This window comes from Pseudomonas sp. M5 (genome assembly GCF_016907075.1).
In the GTDB taxonomy this organism is placed as follows: domain Bacteria; phylum Pseudomonadota; class Gammaproteobacteria; order Pseudomonadales; family Pseudomonadaceae; genus Aquipseudomonas; species Aquipseudomonas putida_E.
In genome coordinates this window covers 2,747,772-2,769,645 of sequence record NZ_JAFBBH010000001.1, presented here as the reverse complement: position 1 = coordinate 2,769,645, position 21,874 = coordinate 2,747,772, and the positions used below count along the sequence as shown (strand labels likewise).

The window sequence follows — 21,874 nt, the reverse complement described above, 5'->3', positions numbered from 1 at the left end:
CGTCGATGACATCTGCAAACCCGTTCTGGCGTCGGGCCAAGCTGCCTTTGGCCGTCAGCCTTGCTTCCACGCTCGCAAGCCCTGCTTTCGCGGTCAGTTTCAACATCGGGGAAATCGAAGGCCAGTTCGACTCGTCGCTCTCCGTCGGGGCCAGCTGGTCGACCGCCAACCCTAACAGCAACCTGATCGGCGCCAACAACGGCGGCAAGGGTCTTTCGCAAACCTCGGACGATGGTCACCTCAACTTCAAGAAAGGCGAAACCTTCTCGAAGATCTTCAAAGGTATCCACGACCTTGAACTGAAGTATGGCGACACCGGCATCTTCGTGCGGGGCAAGTACTGGTACGACTTCGAACTCAAGGACGAGAACCGCGAGTTCAAGGACATCAGCGATTCGAACCGCAAGGAGGGCGCCAAGTCGTCTGGCGCCGAACTGCTCGACGCGTTCGTCTATCACAACTACGCCATCGGTGATCAACCCGGCTCGGTGCGTCTGGGCAAGCAGGTAGTGAGCTGGGGGGAGAGTACCTTCATTGGCGGCGGCATCAACGCAGTCAACCCGATCGACGTTTCTGCGTTCCGCCGGCCAGGGGCTGAAATCAAGGAAGGCCTGATCCCCGTCAACATGTTCTACGTCTCGCAAAGCCTCACCGACAACCTGTCGACCGAAGCTTTCTACCAGATCGAGTGGGACCAGACCGTTGTCGACAACTGCGGCACATTCTTCTCCCAGCCCGACGTGATCGCCGACGGCTGCGACAACAACCTGGCCGTGCTGGCCACGCAGAACACCTTGGCCAGCCGGCTTGGGCCGCTGGCTGCGCCAGTCGCGGCCACTCTTGCCGCACGCGGCGTGAGTTACGGCTCCCCCGATGAGGGCGTGATCGTCCGTCGTGGCGCGGACCGCGATGCTCGGGACAGTGGTCAGTTCGGCGTTGCCCTGCGCTACATGTATGAGCCGCTCAATACCGAATTCGGTGGCTACTTCATGAACTACCACAGCCGTGCGCCAATCTTCAGCGGTCGCGGTGCCGATGCCCAGTACTACAGCACAAGCGGCCTGGCGGGCGCGCTGGTCAGTGCGGGTGTGCCGTCTGCTGCGCTGGCGAGCCTGTTGCCAAGCCTCATGCCGTTGCAGGTCGCAGGCAACTCCAGCTACTACGTGGAGTATCCGGAAGACATCCGTCTGTATGGTCTGAGCTTCTCGACCACACTGCCTACCGGTACCGCCTGGAGTGGCGAGATCAGCTACCGGCCGAACGCTCCGGTGCAGTTGAATACCACCGATATCCTCTATTCGGGCCTGACGCCGCTCAATCCGGATGTCTCTGTGTTGCAGGGAACACCGGGTGCCGACCAGCCTGGTTATCGTCGCAAGGAAATCACCCAACTGCAGACAACCTTCACCCACTTCTTCGATCAGGTGATGGGGGCAGAGCGGCTGACCATGGTCGGCGAAATCGGCTGGACCCACGTCGGCGGCCTGGAAAGCACATCCAAGATGCGTTACGGGCGTGACCCGGTGTTCGGCCCGGGGCCTCTGCCCAATGGCCAGTGCGAGGCGCTCAACAGCAGCACCCTGGGCACCACCGATGCCAACAACGTATCGCGCTACTGCGAGAACGATGGCTATACCACGTCTGATTCCTGGGGCTATCGCGTCCGTGCGATCTGGGACTACAACAACGTCATTGCCGGTGTGAACCTGCGCCCCAGCGTAGCCTGGTCGCATGACGTCGATGGTTACTCGCCGGGCCCTGGCGGCAACTTCGAGGAAGGCCGCAAGGCAGTCAGCCTCGGGCTGGACGCCGAGTACCAGCAGACCTACACCGCGAGCCTGTCGTACACCAACTTCTTCGACGGCAAGTACAGCACCGTGGATGATCGCGACTTCCTCGCCCTCAGCTTCGGCGTGAACTTCTAAGCACACAGATCCAGGACGACACGACATGAACAAGACCAGAAGTCTGCTGCAAGCCGGAGTACTGGGCCTGTCCCTGCTGGCAACCGGCGTCATGGCTGCGGTTTCCGCTGATGAAGCGGCAAAGCTGGGCAGCACCCTGACCCCGATGGGCGCGGAAAAGGCCGGTAACGCCGATGGCTCCATCGGCCCGTGGCAACCGTTGTCAAAGACCGCAGGCAGCGTCGATGCCAAGGGCTTCCTTTCCGACCCGTATGGCAGCGACAAACCGCTGTTCACCATCACCGCGCAGAACGTAGACCAGTACAAGGACAAGCTGTCACCAGGCCAGGTGGCGATGTTCAAGCGCTACCCGCAAACCTTCAAGATCCCGGTGTACAAGACCCATCGAGGCTCCACGGTGCCTGACGATGTGTTCGCCGCAATCAAGAAGAATGCCACCGCGACTACGCTGGTCGAAGGCGGCAACGGGCTGAACAACTTCCAGACCGCAGTACCGTTCCCGATCCCCAAGAGTGGCATCGAGGTTATCTGGAACCACATCACCCGCTACCGTGGTGGTAGCGTCAGCCGTTTGGTAACCCAGGCTACGCCGCAGCAGAGCGGCTCCTACAGCCTGGTGTACTTCGCCGATCAGTTCGTCTTCCGCGACAAGATGAAGGACTTCGATCCGAACAACCCGGGCAACGTCCTCTTCTACTTCAAACAGGAAGTGACCGCGCCAGCGCGTCTGGCCGGTACCGTGCTGCTGGTGCACGAAACCCTCGACCAGGTGAAAGAACCGCGCAAGGCGTGGATCTACAACGCCGGCCAGCGTCGCGTGCGCCAGGCGCCGCAGGTGTCGTATGACGGGCCGGGTACCGCAGCGGATGGCCTGCGTACTTCGGACAACCTGGACATGTACAACGGTGCGCCAGACCGCTACGACTGGAAGCTTGAAGGCAAGAAGGAGATGTACATCGCCTCCAACGCTTACAAACTCGACGATCCGAAGCTCAAGTACGCCGACATCCTCAAGGCCGGTCACATCAATCAGGACCTGACCCGCTATGAGCTGCGCCGGGTCTGGCATGTGGTTGCAACGCTCAAGCCGGGGCAGCGCCACATCTATGCCAAGCGCGACTTCTATATCGACGAGGACACCTGGCAGGCAGCGGTGATCGACCAGTATGACGGCCGCGGCCAGCTATGGCGGGTTTCCGAGGCGCATGCCCAGGACTACTACAATGTTCAGGTACCGTGGTACACCCTGGAGGCCATCTACGACCTGCAATCGGGCCGTTACCTGGCCTTGGGCATGAAGAACGAAGAGAAGCGCGCCTACGACTTCGGCTTCAGTGCCAGCAAGGCAGACTTCCAGCCAGCTGCGCTGCGCCAGTCGGGTATTCGTTGAACCGCTAGTGCTGCACACCTTGTGATACTCCCAGAACGCCCCGGCTTGCCGGGGCGTTTCTGTTCCAGCCCCTTGTTGTACTGGCCGGCGCAGTCATAAAACGGGTGAATACCTCGCCAAACCCCGCGCCAGCCCTCTGTCCATCAGGCTTGTCGTTTTTTGTCGTAGTCTTTTACAGGCCATTTGCGCCCATCATCTTCAAATACGCCGCGTTACCCGCTAGTCTCGGAACAATCCGTACCGCCGTAGTCTTCCAACCAGAACGAGCCGGCCATGACTGATTTGTCCCGTACGCATGGAGTCGCCAGCCAGGCCGTGGGCCTGCTGGACGGGCGCTTCTTCCGGCCACCGCTGCCGCACGGCCACGTGCCGCGTGCGCGCCTGTGCCAGCGTTTGCAGGCCGGCCTCAGCGGCCGTTTGTTGCTGGTCAATGCCCCGGCAGGCTTCGGCAAGAGCTCCCTTGCCATCGAATTCTGCGAGGCGCTGCCCGACCATTGGCGCAGCCTCTGGCTTGGGCTCAGCCAGCGCGATGCTGACCCGGGCCGTTTTCTCGAACGCTTGCTTGAGGGGCTGCAGCAGTACTGCCCGGCGTTGGGCGGCCAAGCCATGGGCCTGTTGAAAATGCGCCAGCGCCACCAACCCTTCGCGTTCGAGGAATGGATCGACGGCCTGCTCGACGAATTGGCGTTGTACCTGCAAGCCGATACACCCTTGCTGCTGGTACTGGACGACTATCACCTGGCCCAGGGGCCGGTGCTCGATCGCTGCCTGCAGTTTTTTCTCAACCACTTGCCGGGCGGCTTGGTGTTGCTGGTCACCAGCCGCCAGCGGCCAGACTGGCACCTGGCGCGGCTGCGGCTCTCACGGCAACTGGTCGAGATCAACGAGCAGGAACTGCGCCTGACGCCCGACGAGGCCCTGGCCGTTCTTGGTCGCCAGCCTACAGGCCTGCGCGGCCAGGCCTTGGACAACCTGATCCAGCGCAGCGACGGCTGGGTTGCCGGGTTGCGGTTCTGGCAACTGGCGGCGAGCGAGTCCGGCGACGAGCATGCGCTGCCACAGGCCCTGCATGGCGGGGAAGGCTTGATCCGCGATTACCTGCTGGAAGAAGTCATCGAAATCCTGCCTGAGGACGTGCAGGCGTTTCTGTTCGACACTGCGTGCCAGGAGCGCTTCTGCGCGGCGTTGTGCGATGCCCTGCGTCAGCGCGACGACAGCGCGGCCATCCTTCGTTACCTGCAGGCGCACCAGGTGTTTCTGGTGCCGCTGGACGAGCATGGGCACTGGTATCGCTACCATCACCTGTTCTCCGACCTGTTGCGCAGCCGCCAGTCCAATGAACCGCAGGCGCGCCTGCACCTGCGTGCCTGCCGTTGGTTCCAGGCTCAGGGGCTGCTTGACGAAGCGGTGGAGCAAGCCCTGCGGGCTGGCCATCTGGACGTTGCCGCCGACCTGGTGCAGAGCCTGTCGGAGGAGCAACTGCTGGCCGAGCAGAACGTCGGCATGCTGCTGCGCTGGAAGATGGACTTGCCCGACAGCCTGCTGATCAGTACGCCCCGGCTGATCGTGCTGTACAGCTGGGCGCTGGGCCTGGCCTGCCAATTGGACGCAGCCGAAGAGCTGGCAAGCTACCTCAGCCGCTTTTTGCCAGCGCCTTCAGCCACCGCGCAAAGGTCCATGCTGGCCCAGTGGCTGGCCTTGAGCGGGGTAATTGCGCGCGGCCGCGGTGATCGCGAACGCACCCTGGCCTATTGTGGTGAGGCGCTGCAAAGCCTGCCGTGCAAACGTTATGGGCAGCGTCTGGTGTGCCTGTCGACGCTGTCCAACCTGGCCATTGCCGATGGCGACTTTTGGCGAGCGCGTGGTTGGAACCGCGAGGCGCTGGAGTTGGCCCAGCGGGTTGGCAACCCCTTGTTCGAAGCCTTGGCGCACTACGACCGTGCCCGGGTGCTGCATGCCAGGGGCGAGGCGCTGCGCGCGCTGGACGAGGTGCGCCAGGGGCTGCAACGCCTCCAGGGCCTTTCGGCCCAGCGGCTGTATGCCGTGCGCGCGCGGCTGACGTTGTACGAGGGCTACCTGCTGGTGACGCGCCTGCAACCTGCGCAAGGGCGTGCGCGCTTGCGTGCGGGGCTGGGCGAGGCGCGCGCCTGTCGCGATATCAGCGTGCTGATAGGCCACTGTGTGATCGCTACCCTCGACGGGCGTGAAGGGCGCTACGCCGACGCCTTCGCCGAACTGGCCGAAGCCGAGAGGCTGATGCATATCTGGGACGTGCCGCCGATCTTCTACCTGGCCATGATCACGCTGGTGAAGTGCGAATTGTGGCTGGCGCAGGGGCGTACCGACCTGGCCGAGTCCTGGTTGCTGCGCCTGGGCCAGACCTACGGTGGCGAGCAGCCTGCGGCGGCGCCGGAGTTCCACCCGTTGTTAGCGCTGCACATCGAGTTGCAGCAGGCCTTGCTCGAACGCATCCAGGGCCGCAGTGAGGATGCCGCTGCGCGCTTGCGCGGCCTGGTCGAGCGCGGGCAGGCCGGCGGTGGCATGATGCTGACCTTGAGCGCGCTGTGCCAGTGGATCACCTTGTCCTTGGAGCACGGTGGCGAGGCGCAGGCTGCCGAGCGCTTGCCCATGGCCCTGGCAGCGGCCCAGGGCGGGGTGATGCAGCCGTTTCAGCGGTTGATCGAGCTGCACCCGCTGTGGCTTCGCGAGCAGTTGCTCGCACGTCCTGCCTGCAAGGTTCAGGTCGAGCTGCTGGCTCGTCTGCCCGAGCAGGCCGCGCCGAGCAGCGGCACGTGCGAGGCGCTCAGTGGTCGTGAGCTGGCAGTGCTGGAATTGATCGCCCAAGGCTGCTCGAACCAGCAGATCAGCGAGCGCCTGTTCATCTCGCTGCACACCGTCAAGACCCACGCCAGCCATATCAACAGCAAGCTCGGGGTGGAGCGGCGTACCCAGGCGGTGGCACGGGCCAAGTCGTTGGGCCTGCTGGCCTGATGCCGGTTGTTGGCGGCCTGGCCGGATAAACAACGGCCCAGGCCAGCCTCTCGCTGCAGCACTGCCTGCCCTCATCTTTTACGCCTGGCTGCCGATACACGTTTCGGCGGTATGCATCGCCGCACGCCATCCTCCCATCATCCAATACAGGTCGTGTTGATGCTGCAGTACGGGCAAAAGAGCTTTCTGATCGTCGATGACTTCACCGACTTTCGCACGTCGACGCGCTCCATGCTGCGCGAGCTGGGCGTGCGTGACGTCGACACTGCCGACAGCGGTGAGCAGGCCCTGCGCATGTGCGGGCAAAAGCGCTATGACTACATTCTTCAGGATTTTCACCTTGGGGATGGCAAGAAGAACGGCCAGCAAGTGCTGGAGGACATGATCCTCGACAAGCTGATCAGCCATGAGTGCGTGTTCATCATGGTGACCGCCGAGAGCAGCCAGGCCATCGTGCTCAGCGCCCTGGAGCACGAGCCCGATGCCTACCTGACCAAACCGTTCAACCGGGTGGGCCTGGCCCAGCGCCTCGACAAGCTGACGCAGCGCAAGACCTTGCTCAAGCCGATCCTGCAGGCCCTGGACCGTGGCCGCCCGGCCGAAGTGCTGGCTGCGTGCGCCGAGCTGTGCAAGAAGGACCCGCGTTTCGCGCCCCTGTGCCTGCGTTATCGGGCCGATGCCCTGCGAGACCTGAACCGCTTCGATGAGCTGGAAAAGTTCCTCAAAGGCATTCTCGCCAGCCGCCCGCAGCCGTGGGTGTATGCGGCGCTGGGCAGCCTGATGCACAAACGGGGTCAGCACGCGCAGGCCCAGGGCGTTTATGAGCAGGCGCTCAAGGCGTTTCCAATCATGCCGAGCCTGTACGACGGCATGGCCGACGTGCTGGTGGCCCAGGGTGAGACCAAGCGCGCGCAAAACATGCTTGAAGAAGCCGTGCGCCTTTCACCCCTGGCGGTGAGGCGCCAGGCCGCGCTGGGCAAACTGGCGCTGGACAACGAAGACTTCGAAAGCGCCTCGAAGGCGTTTCGCCATGCGGTGAACCAGGGCCAGAGCTCGCGCTACAAGGATGCGGAGAGCAACCTTGGGCTGGTCGAGGCATTGATGAACAAGAACGCCGGCTTCGGCCTGGATGCACGTACCCGGGTCGAGATCAATACCGTGCTCAGCGAGGTGGCCAAGGACAATGTCGAGGATCAGGGCCTGCAAGTGCGTGCGCGCTTGATGAAAGCTGCCAGCCTGCAGCAGGCCGGTGATGCAGAGACTGCAGCCAAGCTTACCGAGCAGGCCCTGCAGCGGCTGGACAAGATGGATCAGTTCTTCTCGGTCGAAGCCGCCCTGACCGTGGCCAAACAGCTGCAGGCGCTGGGCCAGGAAGGTGCCGGCGGCACCATCCTCAAAGGCTGTGTGGAAACCTACGGCGATGACCCCAAGGTCATGCAGAGTGTCGCCAAGCTGACGGATGACCCCACGGTGCTCGGCGCCGTCACCGAAGCTGTCGACCTCAACCGCCAGGGTGTGCGCAGCTATCAGGCCGGGCAGCTCAATGAAGCCTTGCAGATGTTCCGCAAGGCCCTGTCACTGCAACCGAAGAACATCAGCATTGCCCTCAACACTGCCCAGGCGCTGTTGCGCATCGGTGGCGAAGCCACGCCGCCGGCAATCCTGCAGGAGTGTCGCAACTGCCTGACCAGCGTCGCGGGTATTCCTGCCAGCGACAGCCGGTATGACCGCTACCGCAAACTGCACATCAAGGTGTTCGGCGCATGAGCCAGGACAACCAGGGGCTGGATTTTTCCACGGTGATCGCCTCCACCGTGCACGACCTGAAAAACTCGTTGTCAGCGCTGATCCAGTCCCACGACCAGTGGCTGGCGCGCCTGCCCGAGGAGTTGCGCGGGGGCACCGAGCTGGGCGTGATCGAGCACGAATTCCGCCACCTCAATGGCATGCTGGTGCAAATGCTGGGGCTGTACAAACTGGGCGTCAACCAGTTGCCGGTGTGCCCGGACTATCACGAGCTGGACGACTTCGTCGAAGCGCAGCTGGCGGCTCATCAGCAAGTGCTTGAGCACAACGATATCCTCGCCACCTGGCGCATCGACAGCGAAAATCCGCTGGGTTTCTTCGATCGGGAACTGGTCGCCTCGGTGATCGCCAATGTGATCACCAACGCCACCCGCTATGCCGGGCATGCGCTGTTGATCAGCATCGCGCAAGAGAACGAGCAATTGGTGATCAGCGTCAACGATGACGGCCCAGGCTACCCGGCGCGCATGCTCGAGCGGCAGCAGGATTATGTACAGGGCATCGATGCGCAGAGCGGCAGCACCGGGCTTGGCCTTTATTTCGCGGCACGCATCGCTGCGCTGCATGAGCGCGATGGCGTGCGCGGGCGAATCGAGATCGCCAATGGTGGGGCGCTTGGCGGGGGATTGTTCAGGTTGTATTTGCCGTAAGGCCTGGTGGCGGGTCGCATGGCCCGTAGTGCCGCCAGGGCCGGTTGTGAGTCGATTCCCAAGGCATTGTGAGGCATATCCTACTCGTGGAATGCGGGCTTTTATCGGGGCCTGACAAGTGACAATGTAGATACGAAGTTTCTACATTTCACTTGCATTCACTTGGAGGGTTTCTACTATGTATCTACCTTGGGAGATACTCATGCAGATAAAGATTCAGCAGTGGGGCAACAGTGCGGCGATTCGTTTGCCGGCAACAGTGCTCAAACAGATGCATCTTGGCGTCGGCTCCACACTGAGCCTGGACACGCAAGGCGAGACCATGGTCCTCAAACCTGTCAGGGCCAATCCCAGATACACACTTGAAGAGCTGATGGCACAATGTGACCTGAATGCGCCGGAGCCCGAGGACATGGCTGACTGGAACGCCATGCGTCCAGTGGGGCGTGAAGTGTGAAGCGGGCTAAATTCGGCCGAGGCGATATTGTTCGGGTCAATCTCGACCCTACTGCCGGTCGCGAGCAGCAAGGGGCCGGGCGCCCAGCCCTGGTAGTCACGCCAGCAGCATTCAATGCTTGCGGGCTGGCCGTGATCGTTCCCATATCCCAAGGTGGGGATTTCGCCAGGCATGCGGGTTTTGCGGTCACTCTCAGTGGTGCGGGCACCCAGACCCAAGGCGTAGTGCTCTGCAACCAGATTCGCACGGTCGACCTTGAAGCCAGAGGCGCCAAACGGGTCGAGTCGGTTCCCGAGGTCGTGATCCTCGATGCGCTGGCTCGTGTTCAGACTTTATTCAATTGATTGCTGTGGTCATTCATGGAAAAAGCGTCGCTAGCTCTCATCCGCGAAACCTTCCCCGTCGGGCCTTTGCAGTGCAACTGCACCTTGATCGGCGACCCGCTTACCAAAAAGGCCATCGTCGTCGACCCGGGTGGTGACCCGGACAAGATCCTCGCCCGCCTGCAGGCCCACGGCCTGACCTTGGTGAGCATCATCCACACCCATGCGCACTTCGATCACTTCCTCGCCTCGGGCAAGCTCAAGGAGCTCACTGGTGCGACCTTGCACCTGCACAAGGACGACCAAGTGCTGTGGGACAACCTGGAAATGCAATGCCAGATGTTCGGCGTCCCGTATACACCGGTGCCCTCGCCAGACCGCTGGCTGGGTGACGATGAAGCGCTGGCCTGCGGCTGTGGCGTGGCGTTGCACACGCCAGGGCATACGCCGGGTTCGATGAGCTTCTGGTTCGCTGACGCCAAGCTGCTGGTTGCCGGTGACACCCTGTTCCGCCGTGGCATTGGCCGCACCGATTTGTGGGGCGGCGATCAGCGGGCTATCGTTCGCTCGATCAAGGAGCGGCTGTATCGTCTGGATGAGGATGCAATCGTGATCACCGGCCACGGCCCTGATACCCGACTGGGTGACGAAATGCGCGAGAACCCCTTCGTGCGGGCCTGAGCCAGCATAAACAGCCTTTCATGGAATTTTTTCGCTCAAGCGCGATCCAAGGCTGGCATAAATGCATTCATGATTTGCCGCACACACGAATTCTTGTAGGAGCTTGTCCATGTTCACCATGCGTCGCCTGATTATCGTCGCAACCGCTGCAGCCCTGATGACCGGCTGTGCCGGCCAGAACCCCTACGACAGCCAAGGTCAGGCGCAGGGTGGGTCGACCGGGATGAGCAAGACCGCCAAGTACGGCGGCCTGGGCGCGCTGGCCGGCGCCATCGCCGGTGCCGCCATCGACCACGACAACCGGGGCAAGGGCGCGCTGATCGGCGCCGCTGCGGTAGGTGCTGCCGCTGCCGGTTACGGTTACTACGCCGACAAGCAGGAAGCCGAACTGCGTGCCCAGATGGCCAACACCGGCGTCGAAGTGCAGCGCCAGGGTGACCAGATCAAGCTGATCATGCCAGGCAACATCACGTTCGCCACCGATTCGGCGAACATCGCGCCAAGCTTCTACTCGCCGCTGAACAACCTGGCGACCTCGTTCAAACAGTTCAACCAGAACACCATCGAAGTGGTTGGTTTCACCGACAGTACCGGCAGCCGCCAGCACAACATGGACCTGTCGCAGCGCCGTGCCCAGGCAGTGAGCGCCTACCTGACCTCGCAAGGCGTGGACGCCTCGCGCGTGTCGGTGCGTGGCATGGGCCCGGACCAGCCGATTGCCAGCAACGCCGATGCCAATGGCCGGGCGCAGAACCGTCGCGTCGAGGTCAACCTCAAGCCTATTCCCGGTCAGCAGTATGATCAGCAGGGCCAGGTGCAGCAGTATCCGTAAACCATGAGGGCCGCTGTGCGGCCCAATCGCCGGCAAGCCGGCTCCCACCGGGATCGCAAGCGCCACACATCCCGGTGGGAGCCGGCTTGCCGGCGATTGGGCTGCAAAGCAGCCCAGGTTTTAACGCACCACGCTGGCCTGGATGGCTGTAAGCGCGATCGTGTGCACGATATCGTCCACCTGTGCGCCGCGCGGCAAGTCGTTCACCGGTTTGCGCAGCCCTTGCAGCATCGGCCCCAGGCTGACCCCATCGGTACTGCGCTGCACCGCCTTGTGGGTGGTGTTGCCGGTGTTCAGGTCAGGGAACACGAACACCGTGGCGCGCCCGGCCACTTGGCTGTTGGGCGCCAACTGGCGGGCGATTGCCGGGTTGGCGGCAGCGTCGTACTGCAGCGGGCCGTCAATCACAAGGCCCCGCTCGGCTTCCTGCGCCAGGCGCGTTGCTTCGCGCACTTTCTCGACTTCTTCGTCGCTCGCCGAGTCACTTGAATAGCTGATCATCGCCACCCGTGGCGCGATGCCGAAGGCTTGCGCCGATTCGGCGCTCTGCCGCGCGATTTCAGCCAGCTCGCTGGCGCTGGGGTGCGGGTTCATCACGCAGTCGCCATACACCAGCACCTGCTCGGGGAACAGCATGAAAAAGACCGAAGATACCAGGCTGGCGCCTGGCGCAGTCTTGATCAACTGCAGGGCAGGGCGGATGGTGTTGGCGGTGGAGTGCACCAGGCCGGAGACCAGGCCGTCGACCTCGTCCAGCGCAAGCATCATGGTGCCGATCACCACCGGGTCTTCCAGCTGTTGCTCAGCCATCGGCGCATTGAGGTTCTTGCTTTTGCGCAGGTCGACCATCGGCTCGACATAGCGCCCGCGAATCAGCTCAGGGTCAAGGATTTCCAGGTCCGCCGGCAGGGTGATCCCCTGCGCACGGGCCACCGCTTCGACTTCCTCGGGCTTGGCCAGCAGCACGCACCGTGCGATGCCGCGCGCCTGGCAGATCGCAGCCGCCTGCACCAGCAACGGCTCGGCGCCTTCGGGCAGGACAATGCGTTTGTTGGCCTGCTGCGCCCGCTGTATCAGCTGGTAGCGGAACACCGCAGGCGACAGGCGCAACTCACGCGGCGTACCGCAGCGCTGGTGCAGCCATGCAGCGTCGAGGTGGCTGGCGACAAAATCGGTGATGAATTCGGCGCGCTCACGGTCGTCCACCGGGATCTCGCGGTTGAGTGAGTTGAGCTGGTTGGCCGTGTCGTACGAACCGGTGCTGACCGAGAGGATCGGCAGGCCCGCCTGCAGGGCGCCGCGGCACAAACCGAGGATGCGTGCATCGGGCTTGCTGTCGCTGGTCAGTAACAGGCCGGCCAGCGGCACGCCGTTGATCGCGGCCAGGCTCACAGCAAGGATGATGTCGTCGCGGTCGCCCGGGGTCACCACCAGGGTGCCTGGGGTGAGCAGCGGCACGGTGTTGGCCACGGTGCGCGCACAGATGATGATCTTGTTCATGCGCCGTTGCTCGTAGTCACCGGCGTTGATCACCTGGGCGCCAAGCAGGTCAGCCACATCGCGGGTGCGTGGGGCGTTGAGTTCGGGTTGGTAGGGGATGCAGCCGAGCAGCTTGAAGTCGTTGCCGCGCAGCAGCGGCGAGTGCTCGCGCAGGCGCGCGGCGAACTCGGCCATGCTTTCGTCGGTGCGAACCTTGTTGAGGATCACCCCGAGCACTTTCGGGTCGCGCGGGCCGCCGAACAGTTGAGCCTGCAGCTCGACCCGCCCGGACAGTTCGCTGAGCACTTCGTTTTCCGGTGCCGACACCAGGATCACTTCGGCATCCAGGCTTTTGGCCAGGTGCAGGTTGACCCGCGCTGCGTAGCTGGCGTGGCGGGTCGGCACCATGCCTTCGACCACCACCACGTCATTGCCCACGCAAGCCTGCTGGTAAAGGCGGATGATTTCTTCGAGCAGTTCGTCCAGCTGGCCATCGCCGAGCATGCGCTCGACCTGGGCAAGGCTCAGCGGCATTGGCGGTTTGATACCGTGGGTGCGTGCGACCAGTTCGCTGGAGCGTTCCGGGCCGGTATCCCCGGGGTGGGGCTGGGCGATCGGCTTGAAAAAGCCGACCTTGAGCCCGGCGCGTTCCAAAGTACGCACCAGGCCGAGGCTGATGGAAGTCAGGCCGACACCAAAGTCGGTCGGCGCAATGAAAAATGTTTGCATGCGTGCTTCTCGGAATAAGCGTTGCAAGGAATCAACGGCCAAGGGTATCGCTATCGGCCGCTTGTGCACACCAGCCACAGGCGAAAGCCTGGCCAATTCGCAGCGCACGCTGGCGGGGGTCGAGCACCCACGGGCGCGCCTGCCACGGTGGCTGGTGGCGCAGGTGCTGGGTGTGGCCGCAAGACAGGTCGACCACCCAGTGGCCTTCGGTGTCCTGGTGAAAGCCCATGATCCGACTGATGGGTCTTCCCGCAGCCGCGCTGCGTTCGCAATCGGGCGATGCGTTGGTTACACTTGTGCGCTCTACATTCTTTTGCAAAAGGTCTTGCCCCATGCTGATCGCCGCCAACAAGGCAGTCTCCATCGACTATACCCTGACCAACGACGCCGGGGAGACCATCGACAGCTCCGCCGGTGGCGCGCCGCTGGTCTACCTGCACGGTCACGCCAACATCATCCCGGGCCTGGAAAAAGCCTTGGAAGGCAAACAGGCTGGCGACGAACTGAACGTCAGCATCGAGCCTGAAGAGGCCTACGGCGAGTACCTGGCCGAACTGGTCAGCACCCTGAACCGCAGCATGTTCGAGGGTGTCGACGAGCTGGAAGTGGGCATGCAGTTCCACGCTTCGGCACCGGACGGCCAGATGCAGATCGTCACCATCCGCGACCTGGACGGCGACGACGTGACTGTCGACGGCAACCACCCGCTGGCCGGCCAGCGTCTGACCTTCCAGGTCAAGGTCGTCAACGTGCGTGATGCCAGCGAAGAAGAAATCGCTCACCGTCACGTCCACGGCGAAGGTGGCCATCACCACTGATTTTCTGCGCTAAGCTCAGAAAGTCGCCAGGCGCTCGGACAAGCCGACAAACCTCCCGGGAGGTGCACGGCTTGGATGAGCGCCTTTTTAGTGGGCGCTGTTCGCCCCAGCGGCAACCGGGAACCTGAGAGGGGATTCAACATGAGTGCATTTCACGACCTGACGTTGAAGGCGCTGAACGGCCAGGACCTGCCCTTGGCACCATTCAAGGGCCAGGTAGTGCTGGTGGTCAATGTCGCCTCCAAGTGTGGCCTGACGCCGCAATACGCTTCGCTGGAAAAGCTGCAACAGCAGTTCAAGGGTAAAGGCTTCAACGTGCTTGGCCTGCCTTGCAACCAGTTCGCGGGCCAGGAGCCCGGCAGCGAGAAGGAAATCCAGGAGTTCTGCAGCCTAAACTATGGCGTGAGCTTCCCGCTGGGGGCAAAGCTTGAGGTCAACGGGCCGCAGCGCCATTCGCTGTACCGCCTGCTGGCGGGTGAGGGCGCTGAGTTTCCTGGCGATATCAGCTGGAACTTCGAGAAGTTTCTGGTGGGCAAGGACGGGCGGGTGCTGGCGCGCTTTGCGCCGCGTACAGCGCCGGATGATCCAACCGTGGTGCAAGCCATCGAGAAAGCGTTGGGCTGACTATCCCTGGGGCCGCTTCGCGCCCCCAGCGATACCGCAGAATCACCCCGATCAATAATGCTGGGCCACGCCTTCCACTGGCCCTAACCTCAGGCGTATTTCCTCACCCAGACGGAAGCGCCCAATGCCCACCAACCCTCTTTTCAAGCCTTTCACCCTCGGCGCGCTCGAGTTGCCGACCCGCGTCGTCATGGCGCCGATGACCCGTACCTTCTGCCCCGGCGGCGCACCCCATGATGGCATGGTCGAGTACTACCGCCGCCGCGCCGCCGCAGGTGTGGGCCTGATCATCACCGAAGGCACAACGGTTGAACACAAGGCCGCCAACGGCTATGCCAATGTCCCGCGTTTTCATGGGGAAGACGCCTTGGCCGGTTGGAAGCGCGTAGTCGATGCTGTCCATGCCGAAGGTGGGCGTATCGTCCCGCAGTTGTGGCATGTGGGCGCGGTACGCCGCCTGGGTACCGAACCGGACGCCGGAGTGCCGGGCTATGGGCCAAGCGAAAAGGTCAAGGATGGGCAGGTGCTGGTGCACGGCATGACACAGGGCGATATCCGTGAGGTGATCGCCGCGTTCGCCGCTGCAGCACGCGATGCCCAGGCCATTGGCATGGACGGCGTGGAGATCCATGGCGCCCATGGCTATCTGATCGACCAGTTCTTCTGGGCCGCCAGCAACCGTCGCGAAGATGAGTACGGCGGCGACCTGGCGGGCCGCTCGCGCTTTGCCATCGAGCTGATCCAGGCCGTGCGGGCAGCTGTGGGCCCTGACTTCCCGATCATCTTGCGCTTCTCGCAATGGAAGCAGCAGGACTACAACGCTCGCCTGGTTGAAACACCTGAGGCGCTGGCCGCTTTCCTCAAGCCCCTGTCCGATGCGGGTGTGGATATCTTTCACTGCTCGACGCGACGGTTCTGGGAGCCGGAGTTCGAAGGCTCGGAGTTGAACCTCGCCGGTTGGACACGCAAGCTGACAGGCAAACCGACCATTACCGTGGGCAGCGTCGGGCTCGATGGCGAGTTCCTGCAGTTCATGGTCGATACCGACAAGGTGGCCAAGCCCGCCAGCCTCGAAGGCTTGCTTCGTCGCCTGGGTGATGAGGAATTTGACTTGGTGGCCGTAGGCCGGGCACTGCTGGTGGATGCCGAATGGGCGCAGAAGGTTCGCGAAGGCCGCGAAGCGCAGGTGCTGCCGTTCAGCCGCGAGGCGCTGTCGACCCTGGCTTGACCGCCAGAGCGGTGCCTGCAGGCTCGGTACCCGCAGGCGCTGCCAGGTACGCGCTGTACAGATGCGTCTCGAATTGCTCGACGATCGCCGGCCAGCCTTGGCGGCTGGCATGCTGGCGGGCATTGAGGCGAACCCGGCGCAGGGTTTCGCTTTCTTCGAGCAGCCAGCAGGCTGCATCGATGAACGCCGCCTGATCACCGGGCATGGCCAGCGCGCCACTGTGCCCGTGGCGGATATGCTGGGCGGCAGCGGCCTCATCATAGGCAACTACCGCCAGCCCCGAGGCCATGGCTTCGAGCACGACATTGCCAAAGGTTTCGGTCAGGCTGGGGAACAGGAACAGGTCGCCGCTGGCATAGTGTTCGGCCAGTGCTTCACCCCGCTGGGCGCCACAGAACACCGCATCGGGCAGCTGCTGTTCGAGAGCAGCACGCTGCGGGCCGTCGCCAACCACGACCAAGCGCAGCCGCGTGTGTGGATAAGTCTTCTTCAGGGCGTCCAGGCATGGCCGTAGCAGCCCCAGATTCTTTTCCGCCGCCAGGCGCCCGACGTGCAGTACGGCGATGTCTTCAGGGCCCAACCCCCAGGCGTCACGCAACGCCTGGCTGCGCCTGGCCGGGTTGAACAGGCAGGCATCGACACCACGGGCCATCAACGTAAGGCGTTCGAAGCCACGCCGCTCCAGTTCCAGCTTCTGGCTGGCGCTGGGCACCAAGGTGGTGGCCGTGCGTCGATGGAACCAACGCAGGTAATGGGTGAGCAACCGCGCCAGCAGGCCAAGGCCATACCGGCCGCAATACTGCGGGAAATTGGTATGGAAACCACTGACCACGGCGATGCCCAGGCGCCGGGCCGCCCGTAACGCACTGAGCCCCAGCGGGCCTTCCGTGGCAATGTACAGCACATCCGGGCGCTGCCGGCGCCAGCGCCTCAACAGCTTGTGCATCGACACTTCGCCCCATTGCAGCCCCGGGTAGCCCGGCAGGCCCCAGCCGCGGCACAGCAAAAGGTCCTGATCGTCGCCTGCGGGCAATTCACCGGCCTGGCGTGGCCGCACGATCTCCACCTGGTGGCCACGCTGCCGCAAGCCATCGCCAAGTCGGCCGAGCGTATTTGCCACGCCGTTGATTTCGGGTGGGAAGGTTTCACTGACGAGGGTAATGCGTAGGGCAGGTGTGTTCATGAAAAAAGTTTCCGCTTGCTGCGTTGCGCTTATGTGACAGCCTTGTGACGTGCCGATGACGCCTGATTGCCGGCAGTTCCAGCGGGATGAATATTTCCTCGTGCAGCACTCAAGAGCCCTGCCAGGCAGCCGATGAAGATGCATTCGATCAGGTGACTCGCTCCGGGAGCGGTGATGTTCAACAGCAAGCTCAAAAAAGAAATCCAGCAACTGCGAGAGGAGCTTCATTCCATCGAGCAGATCAAGAACAGCCTGGACAGCGAAATGCTGGTGCTTCAGCTCGACCCCCAGGGGCGTATCGAACTGATCAACGGTAATTTCGAGAAAGAGATGCTTTACCGCAGCGAGCAATTGATCGGGCGCAATATTGAAGACATCGTGCCGGAACATGTGAAGAAGCTCGATTTCTACCAACGCATGAAAAGCGCTATCAGCCGCGGGGAACACCTCAACGGTGCTTTCCGGTTGCTGCGTGGCAACGGCGAAGAAGCCTGGTTGCGCTCGATCCTGCAGCCGGTCAAGGGCAGTGACGGGCGCATCAGGCATTTTTCCATGCACTGCAGCGACCTGACCCGCACCATCGAGACCTCGCGCGAACATGAAAGCCTGATCAAGGCACTGATGCGCTCCACCGCGGTGATCGAATTCAACCTGGACGGCCAGGTGCTGACTGCCAACGATCGCTTTCTGCAAACGGTGGGCTACAGCCTGGAGCAGGTTCGCGGCAAGCACCACCGCATGTTCTGCGAGCCGGAAGAAGCCAATTCGGCGGGCTATCAGGCGTTCTGGGACAAGCTGCGCCGCGGTGAATACGTGGCCGATCGGTTCAAACGGATCGACGCCCATGGGCGTACTGTATGGCTGGAGGCTTCCTACAACCCGATCATCGATGCCCATGATGTGCTGTACAAGGTGGTGAAGTTCGCCACCGTGATCACCGACCAGGTCAATCAGGAGCAGGCCGTGGCGCAGGCAGCCGACATCGCCTACAACACCTCGCTGGAAACCGACAACAGTGCGCAAAAGGCCACCGATGTGGTCACACAGACCGTCGAAGTGATGCGTGGGCTGGAAGGGTCGATGCAGGAAGCCGCAGAAGGCATCCAGGCGCTGGACAAACAGTCCAAGGTGATCGGCGCGATCATCAAGACCATCAGCGACATTGCCGGGCAGACCAACCTGCTGGCGCTCAACGCGGCCATCGAGGCCGCCCGGGCGGGTGAGCAGGGTCGCGGCTTTGCCGTGGTGGCCGACGAAGTGCGCCAGCTGGCTTCACGTACCAGCACCGCCACCGAAGAAATCGCCAAGGTGGTGCAGCAGAACGAGCAGCTGGCCCAGGCGGCTGTGGACATCATCGATACCAGCAAGCGCCAGGCCGAACAGGGGCTAGCGCTGGCGGCGGATACCGGTGGGGTGATCGTCGAGATTCAGGAAGGGGCGAAGAAAGTTGTGGATGCGGTCGGGCAGTTTTCCAGCCGGTTGGGGCAGTAAGGCCCTGGATTCGGCGGTGATGCACATGTTGCTGGGGCCGCGTTGCGGCCCTTTCGCGACACAAGGCCGCGCCTATGGCGGGCCGCGCATGCGGGCCGGGGATCAGTTGCGCTCGCGTACCCAGAACAGCGTGGCCCCTGCCACCGCAGCCGGCATCATCAGTACGTTCACCACCGGCACCATCAGCGCCAGGTAGGTGATGCCGCCAAAGCCCAGGCTTTGCCAGCGCTTCTGGCGCAGCCAGGCGAGCATGTCCTGCCAGCTCATCTTGTTGTTGTCCGCCGGGTAGTCGATGTACTGGATGGCCATCATCCACACACCGAAGATCAGCCATAGCGGCGCTGCGATCACGTTCACCACCGGGATGAACGAGAGGATGAACAGCGCGATGGCCCGTGGCAGGAAGTAGCCGAGCTTGCGCATTTCGCGGCCGAAGGTGCGTGGCACCATCGCCACCAGCTCGCCCCAGCTGAACGCCGGGAAGTTGTCCTCGCCACGTACCACCACCTCGACTTTTTCGGCCAGAAAACCATTGAAAGGCGCGGCGATGATGTTGGCCACCAGGGTGAAGGTGAAAAACACCATCAATACCAGCAAGGCGACGAACAGCGGCCAGAGGATGTAGCTGAGGAAGCTCAGCCAGTCCGGCAGGGTAGGCATCAGGGCATCGAGCCAAAGGCCGAACTGGTGGCCGGCGAAGTAGATCATGCCGCCGAACAGCAGCAGGTTGATCGCCAACGGCAGCAGTACGAACAACCGCAGATTGGGGCTGAGCACCAGTTTCAGGCCTTCGCGCAGGTACTGGGGGCCAGAGAGGACAGGGGCTTGCATCGAGACGCTCCGCAGAGAAGGGAAAACGCGCTGACCTTACCGGCTTTGCCGCGCCGACGAAAGGCGGGCAGAGGATGGGAAACTGCCTGTAACAAAAGCACGACGGCCTTTTCCATAGGAGAAATTGACGTATAGAGGATGCCTATGAGGTGGATTGTCGAAGGATATTTCCTTAATCTCTGCCACCTCGCTACAGTGCGCTCAACTTTCAGGTTTCGGACCTGCGCGTTGTAGCCTTCCCCAAGTGCTGCGTGGGTCCTTTTTAATTTCAGCTGGCGCAGCCGGTATACCGATGCCGGCCCCTGAGGCCCGCTCGACAGGAGTTCGACATGTCTGAAGTACGTCATTCGCGCGTCATCATCCTCGGTTCCGGCCCTGCCGGTTACAGTGCCGCGGTGTACGCCGCCCGCGCCAACCTCAAGCCGCTGCTGATCACCGGCATGCAGGCCGGCGGTCAACTGACCACCACCACCGAAGTCGACAACTGGCCTGGCGACCCCCATGGCCTGACCGGCCCGGCGCTGATGCAGCGCATGCAGGAACACGCCGAGCGTTTCGAGACCGAGATCGTCTTCGACCACATCAACGCCGTCGACCTGGCCAACAAGCCCTTCACCCTGCAGGGTGACAGCGGCAAGTACACTTGCGATGCACTGATCATCGCCACCGGTGCCAGCGCGCGATACCTGGGCCTGCCCTCGGAAGAAACCTTCATGGGCAAGGGTGTGTCGGCCTGCGCTACCTGCGACGGCTTCTTCTACCGCAACAAGCCGGTGGCTGTGGTCGGCGGCGGCAACACTGCCGTTGAAGAGGCGCTGTACCTGGCCAATATCGCCAGCAAGGTAACCCTGGTGCACCGCCGCGAAACGTTCCGCGCCGAAAAGATCCTGGTCGACAAGCTCAACGCCCGTGTCGCCGAAGGCAAGATCGAGCTCAAGCTCAACGCTACCCTGGACGAAGTGCTGGGTGACAACATGGGTGTGACCGGTGCGCGCCTGAAGAACAACGATGGCAGCAGCGACGAAATCAAGGTCGACGGCGTGTTCATCGCCATCGGCCACACGCCGAACACCTCGCTGTTCGAAGGCCAGCTCACCCTGAAGGACGGCTACCTGGTGGTCAACGGCGGCCGTGAAGGCAACGCTACCGCCACCAATGTCGAAGGCGTGTTTGCCGCAGGCGACGTGGCTGACCACGTTTACCGCCAGGCGATCACCTCTGCCGGTGCCGGCTGCATGGCTGCGCTGGACGTCGAGCGCTACCTGGACGGCCTGGCCAACGCCTCGTTCTGATCCGCAGCGCACAAAAAAACCGGCCATCTGGCCGGTTTTTTTGTGTCTTGGGTTTTGTGCAGGTTTCGCCCGCTTCAGAGGCTCAGGCGCATCGACAGGTCGACGGCCTTCACATCCTTGGTCATCGCACCAATGGAGATGTAGTCCACCCCAGTCTCGGCAATCACCCGCAGGGTGCTTTCGGTCACCCCGCCACTGGCCTCCAGCTTGGCTTTGCCAGCGGTAATGCGTACCGCTTCGCCCATTTCGTCCAGGCTCAGCTCGTCGAGCATGATGATGTCGGCACCGGCGCTCAACGCCTGGCGCAGTTCATCCAGGCTTTCCACCTCGATTTCCACCGGCTTGCCCGGAGCAATGCGGTGGGCTGCCGCTACTGCTTCGGGCACACCGCCGCTGGCGGCAATATGGTTTTCCTTGATCAGGAAGGCATCGAACAGGCCGATGCGATGGTTGTGGCAGCCGCCGCAGGTCACTGCATATTTTTGCGCCAGGCGCAGGCCGGGCAGGGTCTTGCGGGTGTCGAGCAGTTGCACCTGGGTACCTTCGACCAGGTCGGCGAGCGCACGGGCACGTGTGGCCACGCCCGACAGCATCTGCAGGAAGTTCAGCGCACTGCGCTCGCCGCTGAGCAGTGAACGTGCCGGGCCTTCGAGGTGGAACAGCACCTGGTTGGCCGTGGCGCGGTCACCATCGGCCACCTGCCAGTGCACCGCCACACGCGGGTCGAGTTGACGGAATACGGCATCGACCCAGGCGGTGCCTGCAATTACGCAATCTTCGCGGGTGATGATGGTGGCCTTGGCCAGGCGCTCGGCCGGAATCAGCTGCGCGGTGATGTCGCCGCTGCCGATGTCCTCCAGCAGGGCGCGGCGCACGTTGGCTTCGATCTCGGCGGTCAGGTCGGCAAGGCGTAGGTTCGGCATGGTCGGCTCCACAAGCAAGTTGCCGGCGATTATAGGGCAGGGGGCCGCTGTTTACAGCCGCCTTGCACCTGACCTTTGGTCAGGCCGAGTGAGCATTTGGCAAAAAATACAGTCATTTACCGGCGAGTGAAGAGGTGCTGGCAGGTATCGGCATTTTTACCGATAATGGCGCCCAGTATTTGGCGTCATAGCTTTGACGATTTTTCACTTTTATCGAACAC

At 62.7% G+C, this 21,874-nt stretch carries 19 protein-coding genes; 14 read left to right on the top strand and 5 right to left on the bottom strand.

Annotated features, from left to right (window positions below; genetic code table 11):
- The first annotated feature begins 5 nt into the window (after nt 1–5).
- The 9 genes from JOE27_RS12595 (at nt 6) to JOE27_RS12555 (ending at nt 11,055) form a co-directional block, all read left to right on the top strand.
- Nucleotides 6–1,925, top strand: coding sequence for a DUF1302 domain-containing protein (locus JOE27_RS12595; RefSeq protein WP_046784539.1), 1,920 nt, complete (start codon nt 6–8; stop codon nt 1,923–1,925).
- A gap of 25 nt (nt 1,926–1,950) precedes the next feature.
- Complete coding sequence (locus JOE27_RS12590; protein WP_046784538.1) at nt 1,951–3,315, top strand: DUF1329 domain-containing protein; 1,365 nt, start codon at nt 1,951–1,953, stop codon at nt 3,313–3,315.
- A gap of 273 nt (nt 3,316–3,588) precedes the next feature.
- Entirely contained in the window at nt 3,589–6,306 is a 2,718-nt protein-coding gene (locus JOE27_RS12585) for a LuxR C-terminal-related transcriptional regulator (RefSeq protein WP_046784537.1), read from the top strand.
- A gap of 159 nt (nt 6,307–6,465) precedes the next feature.
- Nucleotides 6,466–8,073: a tetratricopeptide repeat-containing response regulator gene (locus JOE27_RS12580; RefSeq protein ID WP_046784536.1), complete on the top strand. Its 1,608-nt coding sequence runs from the start codon at nt 6,466–6,468 to the stop codon at nt 8,071–8,073.
- Nucleotides 8,070–8,762: a HAMP domain-containing sensor histidine kinase gene (locus tag JOE27_RS12575; RefSeq protein WP_046784535.1), complete on the top strand. Its 693-nt coding sequence runs from the start codon at nt 8,070–8,072 to the stop codon at nt 8,760–8,762. The genes JOE27_RS12580 and JOE27_RS12575 overlap by 4 nt, the downstream gene beginning before the upstream one ends.
- A gap of 178 nt (nt 8,763–8,940) precedes the next feature.
- Nucleotides 8,941–9,219 carry an AbrB/MazE/SpoVT family DNA-binding domain-containing protein gene (locus JOE27_RS12570; protein ID WP_012316225.1) on the top strand — a complete coding sequence of 93 codons (279 nt, stop codon included), beginning with the start codon at nt 8,941–8,943 and terminating at the stop codon, nt 9,217–9,219.
- Nucleotides 9,216–9,563 carry a type II toxin-antitoxin system ChpB family toxin gene (locus JOE27_RS12565; RefSeq protein WP_204918874.1) on the top strand — a complete coding sequence of 116 codons (348 nt, stop codon included), beginning with the start codon at nt 9,216–9,218 and terminating at the stop codon, nt 9,561–9,563. The genes JOE27_RS12570 and JOE27_RS12565 overlap by 4 nt, the downstream gene beginning before the upstream one ends.
- A gap of 15 nt (nt 9,564–9,578) precedes the next feature.
- Nucleotides 9,579–10,223 (top strand): MBL fold metallo-hydrolase, encoded by a 645-nt coding sequence (locus JOE27_RS12560; protein WP_204918871.1) that lies wholly within the window; start codon nt 9,579–9,581, stop codon nt 10,221–10,223.
- 109 nt (nt 10,224–10,332) lie between these two features.
- On the top strand, nt 10,333–11,055 hold the full coding sequence (locus JOE27_RS12555; protein WP_012316222.1) for an OmpA family protein: 723 nt from the start codon (nt 10,333–10,335) through the stop codon (nt 11,053–11,055).
- Between the two features lie 120 nt (nt 11,056–11,175).
- Here the strand turns inward: JOE27_RS12555 and pta are convergent, their stop codons facing one another.
- Together pta and JOE27_RS12545 are read right to left on the bottom strand one after the other, a co-directional pair.
- Nucleotides 11,176–13,263 (bottom strand): phosphate acetyltransferase, encoded by a 2,088-nt coding sequence (pta, locus tag JOE27_RS12550; RefSeq protein WP_119687765.1) that lies wholly within the window; start codon nt 13,261–13,263, stop codon nt 11,176–11,178.
- A 31-nt stretch (nt 13,264–13,294) separates the two neighbouring features.
- Entirely contained in the window at nt 13,295–13,597 is a 303-nt protein-coding gene (locus JOE27_RS12545) for a DUF3565 domain-containing protein (protein WP_080952066.1), read from the bottom strand.
- On the opposite strand from JOE27_RS12545, the gene JOE27_RS12540 reads away from it, so the two are divergent.
- The 3 genes from JOE27_RS12540 (at nt 13,596) to JOE27_RS12530 (ending at nt 15,933) form a co-directional block, all read left to right on the top strand.
- Nucleotides 13,596–14,081: a peptidylprolyl isomerase gene (locus tag JOE27_RS12540; RefSeq protein ID WP_012316220.1), complete on the top strand. Its 486-nt coding sequence runs from the start codon at nt 13,596–13,598 to the stop codon at nt 14,079–14,081. The two genes, JOE27_RS12545 and JOE27_RS12540, sit on opposite strands and share 2 nt — an antisense overlap.
- A 141-nt stretch (nt 14,082–14,222) precedes the next feature.
- Nucleotides 14,223–14,705, top strand: a complete 483-nt coding sequence (locus JOE27_RS12535; RefSeq protein ID WP_046784531.1) for a glutathione peroxidase — start codon at nt 14,223–14,225, stop codon at nt 14,703–14,705.
- A 124-nt stretch (nt 14,706–14,829) separates the two neighbouring features.
- Nucleotides 14,830–15,933, top strand: coding sequence for an NADH:flavin oxidoreductase (locus tag JOE27_RS12530; RefSeq protein WP_119687764.1), 1,104 nt, complete (start codon nt 14,830–14,832; stop codon nt 15,931–15,933).
- On the opposite strand, the gene JOE27_RS12525 is transcribed toward JOE27_RS12530, so the two are convergent.
- Nucleotides 15,902–17,116 carry a glycosyltransferase family 1 protein gene (locus JOE27_RS12525; RefSeq protein ID WP_204918869.1) on the bottom strand — a complete coding sequence of 405 codons (1,215 nt, stop codon included), beginning with the start codon at nt 17,114–17,116 and terminating at the stop codon, nt 15,902–15,904. The two genes, JOE27_RS12530 and JOE27_RS12525, sit on opposite strands and share 32 nt — an antisense overlap.
- A gap of 174 nt (nt 17,117–17,290) precedes the next feature.
- On the opposite strand from JOE27_RS12525, the gene JOE27_RS12520 reads away from it, so the two are divergent.
- Nucleotides 17,291–18,607: a PAS domain-containing methyl-accepting chemotaxis protein gene (locus JOE27_RS12520; RefSeq protein WP_204918867.1), complete on the top strand. Its 1,317-nt coding sequence runs from the start codon at nt 17,291–17,293 to the stop codon at nt 18,605–18,607.
- Nucleotides 18,608–18,709: 102 nt separating this feature from the next.
- On the opposite strand, the gene cysZ is transcribed toward JOE27_RS12520, so the two are convergent.
- The gene (cysZ, locus tag JOE27_RS12515) at nt 18,710–19,438 is read right to left on the bottom strand and encodes a sulfate transporter CysZ (protein WP_012316215.1); all 729 of its coding nucleotides are present in this window, start codon (nt 19,436–19,438) and stop codon (nt 18,710–18,712) included.
- A gap of 329 nt (nt 19,439–19,767) precedes the next feature.
- Between cysZ and trxB the strand changes: the two genes are divergently transcribed.
- Nucleotides 19,768–20,730: a thioredoxin-disulfide reductase gene (trxB, locus tag JOE27_RS12510; protein WP_003247318.1), complete on the top strand. Its 963-nt coding sequence runs from the start codon at nt 19,768–19,770 to the stop codon at nt 20,728–20,730.
- Between the two features lie 74 nt (nt 20,731–20,804).
- Here trxB and nadC read toward each other — a convergent pair whose 3' ends face one another.
- Nucleotides 20,805–21,653 (bottom strand): carboxylating nicotinate-nucleotide diphosphorylase, encoded by an 849-nt coding sequence (nadC, locus tag JOE27_RS12505; RefSeq protein ID WP_204918865.1) that lies wholly within the window; start codon nt 21,651–21,653, stop codon nt 20,805–20,807.
- Between the last annotated feature and the right edge of the window lie 221 nt (nt 21,654–21,874).

Bases quoted from the DNA above. Each gene is read 5' to 3' on its own strand.
- JOE27_RS12530 (WP_119687764.1), top strand. From the start codon at position 14,830: ATGCCCACCAACCCTCTTTTCAAGCCTTTCACCCTCGGCGCGCTCGAG.
- JOE27_RS12540 (WP_012316220.1), top strand. From the start codon at position 13,596: ATGCTGATCGCCGCCAACAAGGCAGTCTCCATCGACTATACCCTGACC.
- JOE27_RS12525 (WP_204918869.1), bottom strand. From the start codon at position 17,116: ATGAACACACCTGCCCTACGCATTACCCTCGTCAGTGAAACCTTCCCA.
- JOE27_RS12580 (WP_046784536.1), top strand. From the start codon at position 6,466: ATGCTGCAGTACGGGCAAAAGAGCTTTCTGATCGTCGATGACTTCACC.
- JOE27_RS12570 (WP_012316225.1), top strand. From the start codon at position 8,941: ATGTATCTACCTTGGGAGATACTCATGCAGATAAAGATTCAGCAGTGG.
- JOE27_RS12590 (WP_046784538.1), top strand. From the start codon at position 1,951: ATGAACAAGACCAGAAGTCTGCTGCAAGCCGGAGTACTGGGCCTGTCC.
- JOE27_RS12560 (WP_204918871.1), top strand. From the start codon at position 9,579: ATGGAAAAAGCGTCGCTAGCTCTCATCCGCGAAACCTTCCCCGTCGGG.
- JOE27_RS12545 (WP_080952066.1), bottom strand. From the start codon at position 13,597: ATGGGGCAAGACCTTTTGCAAAAGAATGTAGAGCGCACAAGTGTAACC.
- JOE27_RS12595 (WP_046784539.1), top strand. From the start codon at position 6: ATGACATCTGCAAACCCGTTCTGGCGTCGGGCCAAGCTGCCTTTGGCC.
- cysZ (WP_012316215.1), bottom strand. From the start codon at position 19,438: ATGCAAGCCCCTGTCCTCTCTGGCCCCCAGTACCTGCGCGAAGGCCTG.
- JOE27_RS12535 (WP_046784531.1), top strand. From the start codon at position 14,223: ATGAGTGCATTTCACGACCTGACGTTGAAGGCGCTGAACGGCCAGGAC.
- JOE27_RS12575 (WP_046784535.1), top strand. From the start codon at position 8,070: ATGAGCCAGGACAACCAGGGGCTGGATTTTTCCACGGTGATCGCCTCC.
- nadC (WP_204918865.1), bottom strand. From the start codon at position 21,653: ATGCCGAACCTACGCCTTGCCGACCTGACCGCCGAGATCGAAGCCAAC.
- JOE27_RS12520 (WP_204918867.1), top strand. From the start codon at position 17,291: ATGTTCAACAGCAAGCTCAAAAAAGAAATCCAGCAACTGCGAGAGGAG.
- trxB (WP_003247318.1), top strand. From the start codon at position 19,768: ATGTCTGAAGTACGTCATTCGCGCGTCATCATCCTCGGTTCCGGCCCT.
- JOE27_RS12585 (WP_046784537.1), top strand. From the start codon at position 3,589: ATGACTGATTTGTCCCGTACGCATGGAGTCGCCAGCCAGGCCGTGGGC.
- JOE27_RS12555 (WP_012316222.1), top strand. From the start codon at position 10,333: ATGTTCACCATGCGTCGCCTGATTATCGTCGCAACCGCTGCAGCCCTG.
- pta (WP_119687765.1), bottom strand. From the start codon at position 13,263: ATGCAAACATTTTTCATTGCGCCGACCGACTTTGGTGTCGGCCTGACT.